This window comes from Stenotrophomonas sp. CFBP 13725, from assembly GCF_014841935.1.
In the GTDB taxonomy this organism is placed as follows: domain Bacteria; phylum Pseudomonadota; class Gammaproteobacteria; order Xanthomonadales; family Xanthomonadaceae; genus Stenotrophomonas.
Window position 1 is genome coordinate 55717 of record NZ_JACYUV010000003.1, and the last position, 16603, is coordinate 72319.

At 67.2% G+C, this 16603-nt stretch carries 13 protein-coding genes; 10 read left to right on the forward strand and 3 right to left on the reverse strand.

What is annotated here, in order from left to right; genetic code table 11:
• The first annotated feature begins 4 nt into the window (after positions 1 to 4).
• From IFT65_RS06145 to hemC, 8 genes are all read left to right on the forward strand, one after another.
• Positions 5 to 1423: a DNA polymerase Y family protein gene (locus IFT65_RS06145; protein WP_192080785.1), complete on the forward strand. Its 1419-nt coding sequence runs from the start codon at positions 5 to 7 to the stop codon at positions 1421 to 1423.
• Positions 1420 to 4635 carry an error-prone DNA polymerase gene (locus IFT65_RS06150; RefSeq protein WP_192080786.1) on the forward strand — a complete coding sequence of 1072 codons (3216 nt, stop codon included), beginning with the start codon at positions 1420 to 1422 and terminating at the stop codon, positions 4633 to 4635. Before IFT65_RS06145 ends, IFT65_RS06150 begins: the two co-directional genes overlap by 4 nt.
• Before the next feature lie 142 nt (positions 4636 to 4777).
• Positions 4778 to 4951 carry a hypothetical protein gene (locus IFT65_RS06155; protein WP_188325086.1) on the forward strand — a complete coding sequence of 58 codons (174 nt, stop codon included), beginning with the start codon at positions 4778 to 4780 and terminating at the stop codon, positions 4949 to 4951.
• A 389-nt stretch (positions 4952 to 5340) separates the two neighbouring features.
• Positions 5341 to 7248 carry a glucans biosynthesis glucosyltransferase MdoH gene (mdoH, locus tag IFT65_RS06160; protein WP_192080787.1) on the forward strand — a complete coding sequence of 636 codons (1908 nt, stop codon included), beginning with the start codon at positions 5341 to 5343 and terminating at the stop codon, positions 7246 to 7248.
• Positions 7249 to 7287: 39 nt separating this feature from the next.
• Positions 7288 to 7947: an alpha/beta hydrolase gene (locus IFT65_RS06165; RefSeq protein WP_192080788.1), complete on the forward strand. Its 660-nt coding sequence runs from the start codon at positions 7288 to 7290 to the stop codon at positions 7945 to 7947.
• 3 nt (positions 7948 to 7950) lie between these two features.
• Positions 7951 to 8994, forward strand: a complete 1044-nt coding sequence (locus IFT65_RS06170; protein ID WP_249405073.1) for a sensor histidine kinase — start codon at positions 7951 to 7953, stop codon at positions 8992 to 8994.
• The gene (locus tag IFT65_RS06175) at positions 8963 to 9748 is read left to right on the forward strand and encodes a LytTR family DNA-binding domain-containing protein (RefSeq protein ID WP_192080789.1); all 786 of its coding nucleotides are present in this window, start codon (positions 8963 to 8965) and stop codon (positions 9746 to 9748) included. Before IFT65_RS06170 ends, IFT65_RS06175 begins: the two co-directional genes overlap by 32 nt.
• A 518-nt stretch (positions 9749 to 10266) precedes the next feature.
• Positions 10267 to 11178, forward strand: a complete 912-nt coding sequence (gene hemC / locus IFT65_RS06180; protein WP_192080790.1) for a hydroxymethylbilane synthase — start codon at positions 10267 to 10269, stop codon at positions 11176 to 11178.
• Between the two features lie 435 nt (positions 11179 to 11613).
• Here hemC and IFT65_RS06185 read toward each other — a convergent pair whose 3' ends face one another.
• Positions 11614 to 12390, reverse strand: coding sequence for a DUF481 domain-containing protein (locus tag IFT65_RS06185; protein WP_188325081.1), 777 nt, complete (start codon positions 12388 to 12390; stop codon positions 11614 to 11616).
• Between the two features lie 137 nt (positions 12391 to 12527).
• Complete coding sequence (locus tag IFT65_RS06190) at positions 12528 to 13151, reverse strand: hypothetical protein (RefSeq protein ID WP_249405074.1); 624 nt, start codon at positions 13149 to 13151, stop codon at positions 12528 to 12530.
• Between the two features lie 114 nt (positions 13152 to 13265).
• On the opposite strand from IFT65_RS06190, the gene IFT65_RS06195 reads away from it, so the two are divergent.
• Together IFT65_RS06195 and IFT65_RS06200 are read left to right on the forward strand one after the other, a co-directional pair.
• Complete coding sequence (locus IFT65_RS06195) at positions 13266 to 14231, forward strand: YafY family protein (protein WP_188325079.1); 966 nt, start codon at positions 13266 to 13268, stop codon at positions 14229 to 14231.
• A 25-nt stretch (positions 14232 to 14256) separates the two neighbouring features.
• Complete coding sequence (locus tag IFT65_RS06200; RefSeq protein WP_192080792.1) at positions 14257 to 15048, forward strand: MetQ/NlpA family ABC transporter substrate-binding protein; 792 nt, start codon at positions 14257 to 14259, stop codon at positions 15046 to 15048.
• Positions 15049 to 15106: 58 nt separating this feature from the next.
• Here IFT65_RS06200 and glpK read toward each other — a convergent pair whose 3' ends face one another.
• On the reverse strand, positions 15107 to 16597 hold the full coding sequence (gene glpK, locus IFT65_RS06205) for a glycerol kinase GlpK (RefSeq protein ID WP_192080793.1): 1491 nt from the start codon (positions 16595 to 16597) through the stop codon (positions 15107 to 15109).
• Positions 16598 to 16603 lie beyond the last annotated feature (6 nt).

A 16603-nucleotide genomic window follows, 5' to 3' on the forward strand; every position in this document is an offset into this window, starting at 1 on the left:
GCCGATGCTCTGGGCCTGTATCGTGCTGCCGCAGCTGGCGCTGGATGCCGTCCTTCGCCGTCACCCTGATCCGGACACGCCGCTGGCGTTGATCGGTGGATCGGCGCAGCTACGCACCCTGCACGCGGTCAACGTCGCCGCCGTCCAGGCCGGGCTGCAGGTCGGCATGCGGCTGACCGCCGCGTTGGCGTTGCTGCCGGATTTCCAGATGGTGGAGCACGATGCGCAGGCGGATGCGCGCTGGCAGCGCTTCCTCGCCGGCTGGGCGTATCGGCACAGTTCCCTGGTGAGTGCCCAGTGGCCGGGCTGCATCGTGCTGGAAGTGCGCGCCAGCTTCCAGCTGCTGGGGCCGTGGCCGGTATTGCAGGCGCGCCTGCGCGAGGAACTGCAGGCGCTGGGTTTCCAGCACCGCATCGCGATGGCGCCCACCGCACGGGCGGCGATGGTATTGGCTGGTATCCGCGATGGCATGGCCGTGGAAGACATCGCGGCCATGCATGCCCTGCTGGATCGCGTGCCGGTGCGCCGCGCGCGGCTGCCCGATGACCACGGTGCACGGCTGCAGCACATGGGCGTGACTACGTTGCGCGCCCTGCGTGCGCTGCCCCGCGATGGCCTGCGCCGGCGCTTCGGCCTGCCGCTGCTGGACCATCTGGACCGGCTGTACGGGCAGGCCGATGAAGCTCTGGCCTGGTATGCGCCACCGGACCATTTCGATTCGCGCGTGGAGCTCGGCTATGAGGTGGAAAACCACATGGCGTTGCTGTTCCCGTTGCGGCGCTTGATCGGCGATCTGTGCACCAGCCTGTCCATCCGCGATGGGGGCGTGCAGCGCTTCGTGCTGCGGCTGGAGCATGAGGAAGGCCATACCGACGTGGAGGTTGGCCTGTTGGCTGCCGAGCGCGATGCGACCTTGTTGTTCGAGCTCTCCCGCAACCGGCTGGAACGCGCCAGCATCGACCGGCCGGTGGTCGCGGTGCGCCTGTTGGCGCGTGAACTGCCGACTTTCGTACCGGCCAGCCGTGATCTGTTCGATACCCGCAACCAGCAGCAGCTGCCTTGGCCGCAGCTGCGCGAGCGCCTGCGTGCCCGGTTGGGCGATGCATCGGTCTTCCGCGTGGGCCCGGCCGGTGACCCGCGCCCGGAACGGGCCTGGCAGCGCTTGGAAGGGGATGGCATGGCCATCGCCCAAGCGCCTGCGCGGCCGCCACGTCCGTGTTGGCTGCTGCCCACGCCGGTGCCGCTGCGTGATGCGCGTGCGCGCATCGTGTCGGGACCGGAGCGGTTGGAGAGCGGCTGGTGGGATGGGCAGGAGGCACGCCGCGACTATTACGTGCTGGAGACCTCGCAGGGCCAGCAGGCTTGGGCCTTCGCCTTGCCGGGCCAGCAGGGTGACTGGATGCTGCACGGCTGGTTCGCATGAGCCGCATCGAACAACACGACGATGCGCCGTGCAAACGCATGCCGCGTGCGTGGGAAACCCGCGAGCGCCTGGCCGCGGCCAATGATGACCTGCCGCGCGAACAGGATCTGCCGGCCTATGCCGAGCTGCATTGCCTGTCCGATTTCTCGTTCCTGCGTGGCGCGGCCAGTGCCGAAGCCCTGTTCGTGCGCGCGAAGCAGTGTGGTTATGAAGCACTGGCCATCACCGACGAGTGCTCGCTGGCCGGCATCGTGCGCGGGCTGGAAGCCTCACGTGCCACCGGCGTGGCGTTGATCGTCGGTAGCGAGTTCGTGCTGGCGTGTGGGCTGAAGCTGGTGCTGCTGGTGGAAAATCAGCGTGGCTATGTGCACCTGTGCGAGCTGATCACCGCCGGACGGCGTGCGGCAGGGAAGGGCAGTTACCGGTTGGCGCGGCAGGATGTGGAGCGGGTGTTGGGCGGTGCAGCCGATGCCGAACTGGGGCTGTTCGCGTTGTGGGTGCCGGGCGCGCAGCCCGATGCCGAACAGGCACTATGGATGCAGCAGGTGTTCGTGCAGCGCACGTGGTTGGCCGTGCACCTGCACCGCGAACGCGACGATGCAGAGCGGCTTACGCAGCTGCTGGTGCTTTCCGCGCAGCTCGGGATGGAGGCGCTGGCCTGCGGCGATGTGCACATGGACGTGCGGCGTCGCCGTGTACTGCAGGACACCATGACGGCGATCCGCCACGTGCTGCCGTTGTCCGAGTGCGGTGGCTTCCTGTTCCGCAATGGCGAACATCACCTGCGCACGCGGCGCGCGCTGGGCAACATCCATCCCCCTGCCTTGCTGCATGCGGCCGTGGCGCTGGCACGGCGCTGCCAGTTCCGCCTGGACGAGGTGCGCTACCAGTACCCCGCTGAACTGGTGCCCGCAGGCCATACGCCCAGCAGCTGGCTGCGCGCGCTGACGCTGCGTGGCATGCACGAGCGCTGGCCGGATGGCGTGCCCGCAGCGGTGGCCACGCAGATCGACAGCGAACTGCTGCTGATCGCCGACATGAAGTACGAGGCCTTCTTCCTCACCGTGGAAGACATCGTGCGTTTCGCCCGTTCCCGCGACATCCTTTGCCAGGGGCGCGGCTCGTCGGCGAACTCGGCGGTGTGCTTCGCGCTGGGCATCACCGTGGTGAACCCCGCCGAGAGTCGCCTGCTGATGGCGCGTTTCCTGTCGCGCGAACGCGATGAGCCGCCGGATATCGATGTGGATTTCGAGCACGAGCGGCGCGAGGAAGTGTTGCAGTACGTGTACGGGAAATACGGGCGCGAACGCGCGGCACTTGCTGCGACCGTCATCCGTTACCGGGGCAAGAGTGCGGTGCGCGATGTGGCCAAGGCGTTTGGCCTGCCGCCGGACCAGGTGGCGCTGCTGGCGGAATGCTTCGGCTGGGGCAACGGCGAGACGCCGATGGAGCAGCGGCTGGCCGAGGCCGGTTTCGATGCGGCCAATCCGCTGCTGCAGCAGGTGATGGCGGTGACGGAACAGCTGCGCGACCATCCGCGGCATCTGTCCCAGCATGTGGGTGGGTTCGTCATCAGCGACGCGTCGTTGAGCACGGTGGTGCCCGTGGAAAACGCGGCGATGGCCGACCGCACCATCATCCAGTGGGACAAGGACGATCTGGAAACGATGAGGATGCTGAAGGTGGACTGCCTGGCGCTGGGCATGCTGACCTGCATCCGCAAGGCAGTGCAGCTGGTGGCGCAGCACCGGGGCCATCGCATCGACCTGGCCCGCCTGCCGGTGGATGACCCGCCCACGTTCGCGATGATCAAGGCTGCCGATACCGTCGGCGTGTTCCAGATCGAGTCGCGCGCGCAGATGAGCATGCTGCCGCGGCTGAAACCGCGGTGTTTCTACGACCTGGTGATCCAGGTCGCGATCGTGCGCCCCGGGCCGATCCAGGGCGGCATGGTGCATCCCTTCCTGCGCCGTCGGCAGGGCCACGAGGCGGTGACCTACCCGTCCGAAGGCATCGAGGAGATCCTGGGCATGACGCTGGGAATTCCATTGTTCCAGGAACAGGTGATGGAGCTGGTGATCCATGCCGGCTACAAGCCGCATGAGGCGGACCAGCTGCGCCGTTCGATGGCGGCATGGCGCAGCGGGGGCGACATGGATTCCCATCGGGAACGCATCCGCGGCCTGATGGAAAAGAAGAATTACAGCTCGGAATTCATCGACCAGATCTTCGAGCAGATCAAGGGCTTCGGTGCCTACGGATTCCCGCAGAGCCACGCCGCTTCGTTTGCCAAGCTGGTGTACATCAGCTGTTTCCTGAAACGGCACGAGCCGGCCGCGTTCGCCTGTGCCCTGCTCAACGCACAGCCGATGGGCTTTTATTCGGCCAGCCAGATCGTGCAGGACGCCCGCCGTGGCAGTGCCGAGCGGGCGGGCGTGCAGGTGCTGCCGGTGGACGTCTGCATCAGCGACTGGGACAACACCCTGGAGGGCGGTGATGCCTGCACGCAGCCGGCGATACGGCTGGGGCTGCGGCAGCTGACCGGCTGCAGCGAAGCGGCGGCGCAGGCGGTGATGGCGGCCCGTGCACAGGCCCCGTTCGCCGATGTGGCCGACCTGTGCCGCCGCGCGCGGCTGGATGGCAAGGCGCGACAGGTGCTGGCCGATGGCGGGGCGCTGGCCGCGCTGGCAGGCAACCGCAATGCCGCGCGCTGGGCCGTGGCCGGCATCGAGCGGGCCATGCCGCTGCTGCAGGGCAGCCCGGATGAGCAGGACATCGTGTTGCCGGCCCCGAACGTGGCCGAAGAGATGCTGTCCGATTACCGCAGCAGCGGGCTGACCCTGGGCGAGCATCCGCTGGCCTTGCTGCGTACCCGCCTGCAGCAGGAGCGCGCGCTGGACTCGCGCCAGTTGCGCGGGCTGGCGCACGGGCGCGGCGTGCACACCATCGGGCTGGTCACCCAGCGGCAGAAGCCGGGCACGGCCAACGGCACGGTGTTCGTCACGCTGGAAGACGAGCACGGCATGGTCAACGTGGTGGTGTGGTCCCACCTGGCCCTGCGGCGCCGCAAGGCGTTGCTGGGATCACGGCTGCTGGGCGTGCGCGGACGCTGGGAATGCGTGGACGGTGTCCGCCATCTGATTGCCGGCGACCTGCGCGATTACAGCCATCTGTTGGCAGGGCTGAACGCCCCCTCGCGCGATTTCCGGTAACACCGGCCGCAGGTCAGGTAGTGACGGCCAGCGATCGTCATTACTCCCTACACACAGTTGACATGGTTTTAAGGTAGGGTGCGCAATCCGCCGGCCCCAGCCCCCTCAGGCCAGGCCCGGCGGATTGTCCTTGGAGGGATGCATGAGCAAGTCCGCTACAGTGGAAACCACTCCCGGTCCGGTGCTGTTGTCCACCCCGGAAGTACAACAGGCACAGCACCTGCTCGCCCGCCAGCAGATCGCGGTGGCGATGGAGCGTGCACGTCATGCCGCCGACGCCGATATCGCCCAGCGCGAAGCCGTACTGTCGCGCTGAGGCCGGGACGACCTCCGGGTCGTCGCCCCCATCCGCATGCCTTGCCCCGTCCGCGCACCTACCGCGCGGCGAACGGATCTGCGCGTCTGGTTCCGCCTCACCCGGCGCATAACCCAGCGGGCTGTACGCCGCATGCGTGCGCGGCGCCCCCTGCGGGAGTATCCTGAATGGGGGGAAACGCTATTGCCCCCCTTTCGCGCTCGACTTACACGCATCGTCCTAGACTGAGGTGCAATTTTTGAATCGACCGGGTGAGCGTTCGTGGGTTCCTGTAAAGAGAGCAAGCATCTGCGGGCCCTGGACAACGTCGTGCGCGACGCTGACGTGTACGGTGCTGCGCCCTGCGCTGACCGTGCACCTGGACTGCGCGTTGACGCGAGGTAACCTGGATGAGTGAGACCCTTGATAGCGTCAGGCTGGATGCAGGCCTGGCGACGCTGCCGGGTGGTTCGCCCTTGCCGATGCCTGAGCAGGAACTGCATCAGGGCGAGTTGAAGATCCGTCGTCACCGCACATCGCCCCGGCTGATCGGCCTGCGCCGTGCCTACCTGTTCGGTGGCACCGCGCTGATGACCTCAGCGGCCACGATCATGATGTGGCGGGTGCTCTCCCCGAACGGGGTGAGCGTGCTGGAGGCCTGCCTGCTGGTCCTGTTCGTCGGCTTGTTCGGTTGGATCGCGCTGGCGTTCGCCAGTGCCGTCGCCGGGTTCCTGACCGCCGTGTTCGATCGGGGCTACCGGCTCGGCATTGATCCGGACGAGCCGCTGCCTGAGCTGCACACGCGCACCGCGCTGCTGATGCCCACCTACAACGAAGATCCGCGCCGCCTGCTGGCTGGCCTGCAGGCGATCTACGAATCGGTGGAAGCGACCGGCCAGATCGCCAACTTCGATTTCTTCGTGCTCAGTGATACCCGTCGCGAAGACATTTCGCATGCCGAAGAGCAGGTGTTCGCTGAACTGCGGGAGGCGCTGGGCGCGCACGACCACCTGTTCTATCGCCGTCGTGCCGACAACAGCGGACGCAAGGCCGGCAATATCGCCGACTGGGTACGCCGCTTCGGCGGCAACTATCCGCAGATGCTGATCCTGGATGCGGACAGCCTGATGACCGGTGACACCATCGTGCGCCTGGCCGCCGGCATGGAGCACAACCCGGACGTGGGCATCATCCAGACCCTGCCCGTAGTGGTCGGTGGCCGGACCCTGTTTTCGCGGATGCAGCAGTTCGGTGGCCGCGTTTACGGCCCGGTTATCGCGCGTGGCGTGGCGTGGTGGCACGGCGCGGAAAGCAATTACTGGGGCCACAACGCGATCATCCGCACCGTGGCCTTCGCCGAGAACGCCGGCCTGCCGGCGCTGCCGGGTCACGAACCGTTTGGCGGCCACGTCCTCAGCCATGACTTCGTCGAGGCAGCGCTGATGCGTCGCGGTGGCTGGGCGGCGCACATGGTGCCGTATCTGAAAGGCAGCTACGAAGAAGGCCCGCCCACCCTGACCGACATGATGGTGCGCGACCGTCGCTGGTGCCAGGGCAACCTGCAGCACGGCAAGATGGTCGGCAGCCGCGGCCTGCACTGGATCAGCCGCGTGCACATGCTGATCGGCATCGGCCACTATTTCACCGCCCCGATGTGGGGGATGCTGATGCTGATCGGCATCGCCATCCCGTTGTTCCAGGAAGGCATCGATCTCAACGGGGTGCTGCATCTTTCCCCCAGCACCTATTGGCGCACGCAGGACGAGATCCATGTCGTGCGGCTGTTCGCCGCCACCATGGCGGTGCTGTTGATGCCCAAGGTGCTCGGCTACCTGGCCACCTTGTTGGAACCGGGCGATCGCCGTGGCTGCGGTGGCACGGTCCGCATGTTCATCGCGATGCTGCTGGAAACCGTGCTGGCCGCCCTGATGGCGCCGGTGGTGATGTACGTGCAGTCCCGCGGTGTCGCCGAAGTGCTGTCAGGCCGGGATTCCGGCTGGGACGCGCAACAGCGTGACGATGGCGGCGTGGACTGGTTCGCGCTGATCAAGGCCTACGGTGGCCTCAGCCTGTTTGGTGCGTTCATGGGCCTGCTGGCCTGGGCCGTGTCGCCGGCACTGGCCGCGTGGATGGCCCCCGTGGTGATCGGCATGATGCTGTCCATCCCGGTGGTGGCGTTGACGTCCTCCCGCGGGCCGGGCAGCTGGCTGCGCCGGCTGCGGCTGATGGACATCCCCGAAGAGCGCGATCCGCCGCAGGTGCTGGTGCGCGCCGCGCAGCTGCGTCGCGAGGCGATGGAAAAGCCGCGGCTGTACTGAGTCGCGCATAATGCGGCCTCGTATTGAAGGAGCCGCAACATGCTGCAGACGGTGGAACAGGAAACCGGCGCATCACCCCAGTGGTCGATCATCTGGCTGCACGGGCTGGGCGCAGATGGCCATGATTTCGCGCCGATCGTGCCCGAGCTGGTACGTCCAGGCTGGCCCGCCCTGCGCTTCGTGTTCCCGCATGCACCGGTGCGCCCGATCACCATCAACAACGGCGTGCCGATGCGCGGCTGGTATGACATCGTCGGCATGGATTTCCGCTCGCGGGCGGACATGGACGGCGTACGCGCATCGGTGGTTGAACTCGATGCGCTGATCGATCGGGAGATCGAGCGCGGCGTGCCGGCCGAGCACATCTTCCTGGCGGGTTTCTCGCAGGGCGGTGCCGTGATCCTGACCGCGGCCCTGCAGCGCACCGCGCCGCTGGCCGGCTTGATCGCGCTGTCGACGTACCTGCCTGAAGCCGAGACGGCCCGTCGTGCTGACAATGCGGTCCAGGTGCCGGTATTCATGGCCCATGGCACGCAGGACCCGGTGATCCCCCTGCAGATCGCCGAACACAGCGCCGCCGCCGTGCGTGCGATGGGGCTGGAGCTGCAATGGCAGTCTTACGCGATGGCCCACCAGGTCTGCGCGGAAGAACTCACTGCCTTGGGCGACTGGCTGCAAGTACGGCTGCAGGCCGCCTGAGCCATGAATGCGCCCGCCGCCACGCCCTGGATGCCCGAGCTGTGCCGGCTGCCGCGGCTGGCGGCGATGTGTGGGCTGGCGCTGCTGGTGGTGGTCGTGTTGGCGCTGGCACCCGACGGCAGCCGCCACTGGAGCATGGCGCGGCTGGTGTCCGCCAGTGGTTTTGCGCTGTGGCTGGCATTGGCGGTCAGTGGGGCGTTGTGCGTGCTGCGCCGCGTGCTTTCGCGGTTGCCTCCCGTGGCCGGATCGTTGGCCGCCATCGGCCTGACGGCGGTGATTGCCGTGCTCGGCGCGGGCATCATCCATGCGTTGTACGCCGTACTCGGCGACAGCTTCACCCGGGGTATCGGGTTCTGGCGTTTCACCTTGGGCAGTGCGGCCACCACGGCGCTGATCAGCGCCGTGGCGCTGCGCTATTTCTACGTCAGTGATCGCTGGGCGGCGCAGGTGCAGGCCAAGGCCCGCGCCGAGGCCGATGCGTTGCAGGCACGGATCCGCCCGCATTTCCTGTTCAACAGCATGAACCTGATCGCCAGCCTGGTGCGCCGCGACCCGGTGGTCGCCGAGCGTGCAGTGCTTGATCTATCCGACCTGTTCCGCGCTGCACTGGGTGCCGGCGACGGCGATTCCACGCTGCAGGGCGAGTGCGAGCTGGCCGAACGCTACCTCTCCATCGAAACGCTGCGCTTGGGGGATCGGCTGCAGGTACGCTGGCAGCGTCCGGACGACCTGCCCTGGCAGCATCCGATGCCGCGTCTGGTGCTGCAGCCCCTGGTGGAAAACGCCGTATTGCACGGCATCTCGCGGCTGCCGGAAGGGGGCACGATTGAACTGGACATTGCCTGCGCGGAGGGGCTGCTGCAGATACTGATCCGCAACCCGGCGCCGGACCCGGAAGCGCCGTCGCTGGCACTGACCCAGGGCGCCGGCCATGCCCTGCACAACATCGCCCACCGGCTGGCCTGGCGCTTCGGTGCCGGGGCGCGGATGACGGCGGGTTGGAGCGGGGGCTACTATGAATGCCGCATCACCATACCGGTCCGTTGATTCCGGTCCACCAGAGGGGAGCCACGTGAGGGTAGTGATCGCCGATGACGAGCCGCTGGCGCGTGAGCGCCTGCAGTCGCTGCTGGCCGAGCTTCCCGGTGTTTCGGTGGTGGCCGAGGCGGCCAACGGTGAGCAGGCCCTGCATGCCTGCGCGGAACTGCAGCCGGACCTGGTGCTGTTGGATATCGCCATGCCCGGCCTGGACGGGCTGGAGACGGCGCGCCACCTGGCCACCTTCGAGCCACGACCGGCCGTAGTGTTCTGCACGGCCTACGACGCGCATGCGCTGTCCGCCTTCGAGGCCGCGGCAATTGATTACCTGATGAAGCCGGTACGGCCCGAACGGCTGGCATCGGCCGTGGAGCGTGCGCGTGTCTTCCTGGCTGGCCGGGGCGAGTCGCAGGGCAACGGCGATGGCCGTGCCCGCACCGTGCTCTGTGCACGGCTGCGCGGCGGCCTGCGGTTGATCCCGGTGGAAGACATCCACTACCTGCAGGCGGAAGAAAAGTACGTCGTGGTGCATCACGCGCGGGGCGAAGACCTGATCGAGGAATCGCTCAAATCGCTGGAGGAAGAGTTCGCCAGCCGCTTCATCCGCATCCACCGCAACTGCCTGGTCGCCCGCCACGAGTTGATCGAGCTGCGCCGCGGCGTCGCCGGCCAGGTGCAGGCGGTGCTGCGGCATGGCAAGCAACCGCTGGAAGTGAGCCGACGCTGCGTGGCGACCCTGCGGCAGGACCTGCGTCACCTGTAAGAACGTCAACGTCAAGGTCAAAAGCGAAGGCTGCAGGGCTGCTTGTTGGCAGGGCGGGGTGGCTTCGCGGGGGACGGCAAAATCCGCATCCTGCGTGCCTCGTTTCGCGCCATCCATGGCGCTCAACGCCCCCGCCAACCCACCCCGCCCCACCTTCGACAGGTCCATGGTGGCTGCGGAACCTGTCGGGGCATGTGGAACGGTAGCGCCGACCCATGGTCGGCGGAATGTTTCCCCCAACGGCCCGCTGCGCTCGCCGACCATGGGTCGGCGCTACCGCTTTTCTTCTTTTTTCATACGCGGCGGGCGGCCACGGAACCTGTCAGGGGCCCGGGCGGTGGGACTGGGCGGGGGCGTCGAGCGCCATGGATGGCGCGAAACGAGGCACGCAGGACGCAGTTTTTGCCGTCCCCCGCGCCGCCCCACCGCCCGGCCCCAAGCACGTAACCTGCTGTCAGAGCCAGCCGCGAGGGGGTCACACCCGTTCGCCCCATTTCCCGATGCGCGATAATGACGGCATGGAAACCCTTCGCATCGCTACCCGCAAAAGCCCGCTCGCCCTGTGGCAGAGCGAACACGTCGCCGAGCGCCTGCAGGCCGCCCATCCCGGCCTGCACGTCGAACTGATACCCATGAGTACCCGTGGCGATGAGGTGCTGGATCGCTCGCTGGCGGCCATCGGCGGCAAGGGCCTGTTCCTGAAAGAACTGGAGTTGGCCATCCTGCGCGGTGAAGCCGACTGCGCGGTGCACTCGCTGAAGGATGTGCCGATGGAACTCGACGCGCCGTTCGTGCTGCCGGCGATCCTGCCACGGCATGATCCCGCCGATGGCTTCGTCTCCAATCTGTACGCATCGCTGGATGCGTTGCCGCTGGGCGCACGCGTCGGCACGTCGTCGCTGCGCCGCCAGGCCCAGTTGCGCGCATTGCGCCCGGATCTGGAGCTGCTGGACCTGCGCGGCAACGTCAATACGCGGTTGGCCAAGCTCGACAACGGCGGCTACGACGCGATCGTGCTGGCGGTAGCGGGGCTGGAGCGCTTGGGGCTGGGGCAGCGCATCATGGCGCGGCTGACGGCACCGCAGTGGTTGCCGGCGCCTGCGCAGGGCGCGGTGGCGGTGGAGTGTGATGGCGGCAAGCCGGCGGTGATGCAGCTGTTCGCAGCGCTGGACGATGCCACCACGCGCAGCTGCGTCGAGGCCGAGCGGGCGATGAACCGCGCGCTGCACGGCAGTTGCCATGTGCCGGTGGCGGCCATTGCCGTGTGGCAGGGCGACGATCTGCATCTGCAGGGGCTGGTCGGCGGTGTGGCCGATGGCCGCGCAGTGCGCGCCGAGGCCGTGGGCCCGGGCGCCGACCCCGAGGCGTTGGGACAGCAGGTAGCGCAGATGCTGCTCGATGGCGGCGCAGGCGAACTGCTAGCGGTGTGATGTGGCGGGTCGCGCGATGTGTCCGGGTCGCGCGATGTGCCCGGGTCATGTGATGCCCCGGCCGCGCAATGCGCCGGTAGAGCCGACTTCAGTCGGCTGCTTCTGCCGCGCTGGAAATACCGATCCGCACGCATGCCGCGCTTCGCGCTCGCCGAGCATGGCTCGGCGCTACCGGGAACACCGGTCCGCACGCATGCCGCGCTTCGCGCTCGCCGAGCATGGCTCGGCGCTACCGGGAACACCGGTCCGCACGCAGCCCGCGCTTCGCGCTCGCCGAGCGTGGCTCGGCGCTACCGGGAACACCGATCTGCACGCATGCCGCGCTTCGCGCTCGCCGAGCATGGCTCGGCGCTACCGGGAACACCGGTCCGCACGCAGCCCGCGCTTCGCGCTCGCCGAGCATGGCTCGGCGCTACCCGAAATCGCAGGCGGGGCTTACTTGAACTTGTAGACCACGTTCATCGTGGTCAGCGTGTCGGTCTTCTGCTTGTCGATGCCGACGTCGCTGTTGTGGCGCGCCTGCCATGCTGCCTTCAGCGCCAAGTGTTCGTTCATGCTGACCGATACGCCGAAATCGTTCTGCGCGAAGGTGTTGTACGAACCCGATTCCACCAGCAGCGTATTGACCAGGTCGGTGTTGGGGGTCAGCGAATACTTGATGTCGAAGAAGCCACGGCCGATCAGGCCCGTGCGGGTTTCATCGTCTTCGGTGCTGTGGGTGCGACGCACACCGGGGCCGATCTGCGCATCCAGCGAGAAGCGGTCGTTGCCCCACAGCCGGGTGCCGTAACCCAGACCGAACGAGCTCTGCCGGTCGTAGGTGGCGAAGTCGTCGCGCTCGTAACGCACCGTCGCGGTGATCTGCCGGTGTTCGCCCAGCTGCAACGCGCTGCCGGCACTGCCGGTGTAGCGGTTGGCGGTGGTATTGCTGACCTTGGTTTCGGTGCCGTCGTCACTGGTCTGGATCGACTCGGAGCGCGAACGCAGGCCGAACAGGTCCATGCTGTGCACCCAGTCGTCGTCGGTGTAACGCAGGCGCAGCCGGCCATTGGCGCTTTCGGTGGTGCTGTTGCCACGTGCGGACGCGAAGCCCAGTTCGCCGCCACTGCCGCTCCACGGGGAGGTCATCGCCGCCAGTTCGGCGGGATCCTGGGCGAATGCCGCAGGGGCGACCAGCAACAGGGGAAACAGCAGGTAAACACGCAGGGACATCAGGATTCTCCGGGGGGCGGGCGTGGAACGCAGGGCGTGATGATAACGTCAACCCGCGCGCGTCTCGACCGCAGTCCAACGCGTGCTTCAGTCAGCGTTTCTGCTGTCGCCCATTCAGTGCCTGCACCCACCCGACGTCAGGGCAGGGGCACCTGCAGCGTGGAATCGTCCAGGCGCGAATAGCGCAGCGTGATCCGGTAGGGCTGGTCCTTGTTGAAACCATCGCGCTGCACCTGCCGCGGCAGGCCATCGGCGCCGATCCAGTACTGCAGGGTCTCGCCGCTACCCGTCGGCCCCTCCACCCGGTACAGGCGCGTGGCCGTGCCGTCGATATCGGCCGTACCGCCCGCTTCGACCGTCAGCCCCTGCAGGCCCGCCTCGGAAGGCAGCGGACTGCGCCACTGCTGCAGCAGGCCGTCGGGTACCGGCACCTGTTCGATGCGGCCCTCAGACTGCAGGAAGAAGGTGTTGCCGATGATCGTCTGCACGCCGCCGGGCCCTTCCAGCCGGTAGCGATCCGGGGCGACGAAGTCCATGGTGGTATGCACCACCTGGCCGGCCTGTGCGCCGTGCAGACGCATCTCAGCGTGGAAGCTGCGCAGCGCAGCAAACCGCTGGCTCGCCCGCAGCACGGCCTGTGCCGGGTCCGCATCCACCGCAGGCGCTTGGGCCGGCGCGGCGGGCACGGCGCCCGGGAGCGCAGCATCGGCAGGCGGCGAGGGCTGCTCACAGCCACTGAGCAGCAGCAGAGCGGCTGCCAAGGACGCGATGAGGGGGAGCGGAGCGCGCATACGGGGCCGGCCGGGGCGTGGGGGACCGACACGATAGCCGATCATGGCCGCCACAACGGCCGCGACTCGGACATAATCGGAGCCATGGACCGATACGAACGCATCACTGCCCTGCATCGTCTGCTGAAGTCTGCCCGCTACCCGGTGACGGTGGCCACGCTGCAGGACAAGCTTGGCTGTTCCCGCGCGACTGTTTACCGCGACCTGGCGTTCCTGCGCGACGCCCTGATGGCGCCGATCGAAGGTGACGGCGAAGCCGGCTTCCGCTACATGGCCGATGAGAGCGACCGGTTCGAGCTGCCCGGGTTGTGGCTCAGTTCGGAAGAACTGCATGCGCTGCTGGCCTCGCAGCACCTGCTGGCGCGTACCGGCGGCGGCGTCCTGTCGTCGGTGCTGGCCCCGCTGCAGCAGCGGATAGAGGGCCTGCTTGCCGCCCAGGCCGGCGTATCCACGTGGCCGGTGGACCGGGTGCGGGTGATTCCGCACCGGGTACGCAAGTTCGATGAAGGCAGCTTCCGCAGCGTGGCCTCGGCGGTACTGGAACGCCGGCAGCTGGCCTTTGAGTACCGCGCCCGCTCCACGGACCAGCCGACCCGCCGCATCGTATCGCCGCAGCGGCTGACCCACTATCGCGACAACTGGTACCTGGATGCCTGGGACCACGACCGCGAGGCGCTGCGCAGCTTCGCTGTGGACCGCATCAACAAGGCGCGGGTCGTGGATGCACCGGCCACCGATGTCGACGACGACGAGCTGGACGCCCAGCTGGGTGCCAGTTATGGCATCTTTTCCGGCGCGCCGAAGGGCTGGGCGACGATCCTTTTCAGCGCCAAGGCCGCCCGCTGGGTGGCCGACGAGCATTGGCACGCCAACCAGCAGGGCCGCTACCTGGCCGACGGACGCTATGAGCTGAAAGTGCCGTACAGCGTTTCCCGCGAATTGTTGATGGATGTGCTGCACTATGGGTCCGATGCCGAAATCATCGAACCGGTGATGCTGCGCGAACAGGCCAAGAGCCTGTTGGCGCTGGCACTCAGCAACTACGAATGACCCTCCCCCCGAGATACCGCATACGATGAAGAAGACCCTGTTGTTGTCCCTTGTCGCCGCGTTGGCCCTGAGTGCCTGTGGCAAATCCGGCGATGCGTCGCAGAAGCTGGTGGTGGCCGCGACGGCCGTGCCGCACGCGGAAATCCTGGACGTAGTGAAGCCGATGCTGAAAGAGCAGGGCGTGGAGCTGGACGTGCGGGTGTTCAACGACTACGTGCAGCCGAACGACCAGCTGGTGCAGAAGCAGGTGGACGTCAATTACTTCCAGACCGAGCCCTACCTCGATGCCTACAACCGCGACCGCAAGACCGACCTGGTCACCGTGGTCGGCGTGCACATCGAGCCGTTCGGTGCCTATTCGCGCAAGGTGAAGTCGCTGGACGAACTGCGTGATGGTGCCGACGTGGTGATTCCGAACGACCCCAGCAACAACAGCCGTGCGCTGATCCTGCTGCACAACGCCGGCGTTATCCAGTTGAAGGATCCGAAGAACGCGCTGGCGACCCAGCGTGACATCACCGCGAACCCGAAGCACCTCAAGTTCCGCGAGCTCGATTCGGCGATGTTGCCGCGGGTGCTGGACCAGGTGGATCTGGCGTTGATCAACACCAACTACGCGTTGGATGCGGGCCTGAACCCGACCCAGGATGCGTTGGCGATCGAGAGCAAGGATTCGCCCTACGTGAACTTCCTTGTCGCGCGCGCCGACAACAAGGACGACGCCCGCGTGCAGAAGCTGGCAGCGGCGCTGACCAGCCCGCAGGTGAAGGAATTCATCGCGCAGAAGTACAAGGGCGCCGTCCTGCCGGCGTTCTGATCGCACCATCGCCGCTGCGTGCGCCGGGCAGGGCTCGGCGCACGCGCGGCATCCGCCGTTACCAGGCCAGGGTCGCGTTGACGGCCCGCTGCCAACCGGCATACAGCGCTTCACGGCGCTGCGGATCCAGCGTCGGTTCGAAGCGCCGGTCCACGCCCCACAGCGCGGCGATCTGCTCTCTGCTTTCCCAGAATCCGGTGGCAAGGCCTGCCAGGTAGGCCGCACCCAGTGCCGTCGTCTCTGCCACCTGGGGCCGCAGCACGGGCACACCGAGCATGTCGCTCTGGAACTGCGCCATGAAGTCATTGGCGATGGCACCCCCATCGGCGCGCAGCTCCTTCAGCTCGATGCCGGCATCGGCCTGCATCGCAGCCAGTACGTCACGTGTCTGGTAGGCCATCGATTCCACCGCAGCACGGATGAAATGTTCCTTGGTGGTGCCGCGGGTAACGCCGAACATGGCGCCGCGTACGTCGCTTCGCCAGTACGGTGCACCGAGGCCGACGAACGCGGGCACCAGATACACCCCACCCGTGTCCGGCACGCGCTCGGCATACGCTTGGCAATCACCGGACTTGCCGAACATGCGCAGCCCGTCGCGCAGCCACTGCACCACTGATCCGGCGACGAAGATAGACCCTTCGAGTGCGTATTCGACCTGGCCATCGACGTTCCAGGCGATGGTCGTCAGCAGGCCATTGCGTGATGCCACCGCCTTGTTGCCGGTGTGCATCAGCATGAAACAGCCGGTGCCGTAGGTGTTCTTGGCCATGCCCGGTTCGAAGCAGGCCTGGCCGAACAGGGCGGCCTGCTGGTCGCCCGCGATGCCGGCGATGGGGATCTGCCGATCAAAGAAGAACTGCGCACGGCTGTGGCCGTAGATTTCGCTGCTGCCGCGCACCTCCGGCAGCATGGCCCGCGGGATGTCCAGCAGCGCCAGCAGTTCGTCATCCCAGCGCAGTGCGTGGATGTCGAACAGCAACGTGCGGGCGGCGTTGGTCATGTCGGTCACGTGCACCGCGCCGCCGGTGAGGTTCCAGATCAGCCAGCTGTCGATGGTGCCGAACAACAGTTCACCGCGTTCGGCACGTGCCTGGGCGCCCTCTACATGGTCCAGGATCCAGCGGATCTTGGTCGCTGAAAAATAGGCATCCACCAGCAGCCCCGTTTTCGCGCGGATCATCGGCTCGTGGCCTTCGGCTTTCAGGCGCTCGCAGATCGCCTCACTCTGGCGCGACTGCCAGACCACCGCATTGTGGATCGGTTGCCCCGTTGCCTTGTCCCATACGACGGTGGTTTCGCGCTGGTTGGTGATGCCGATGCCGGCGATGCGGCGCGGGTCGATCTGCTGGCGATTGAGCAGCTCGGTGATGGTGGTATAGACACTGGTGAGGATCTCGCGCGGATCGTGTTCAACCCATCCCGGCTGCGGGAAAATCTGCGCGAATTCGCGCTGTGCCGAACCGGCGATGCGCCCTTGGCGGTCGAACAGAATGGCGCGCGAGCTGGTGGTGCCCTGATCGATGGCGAGGATGAAATCAGCTTCCATGGCAGG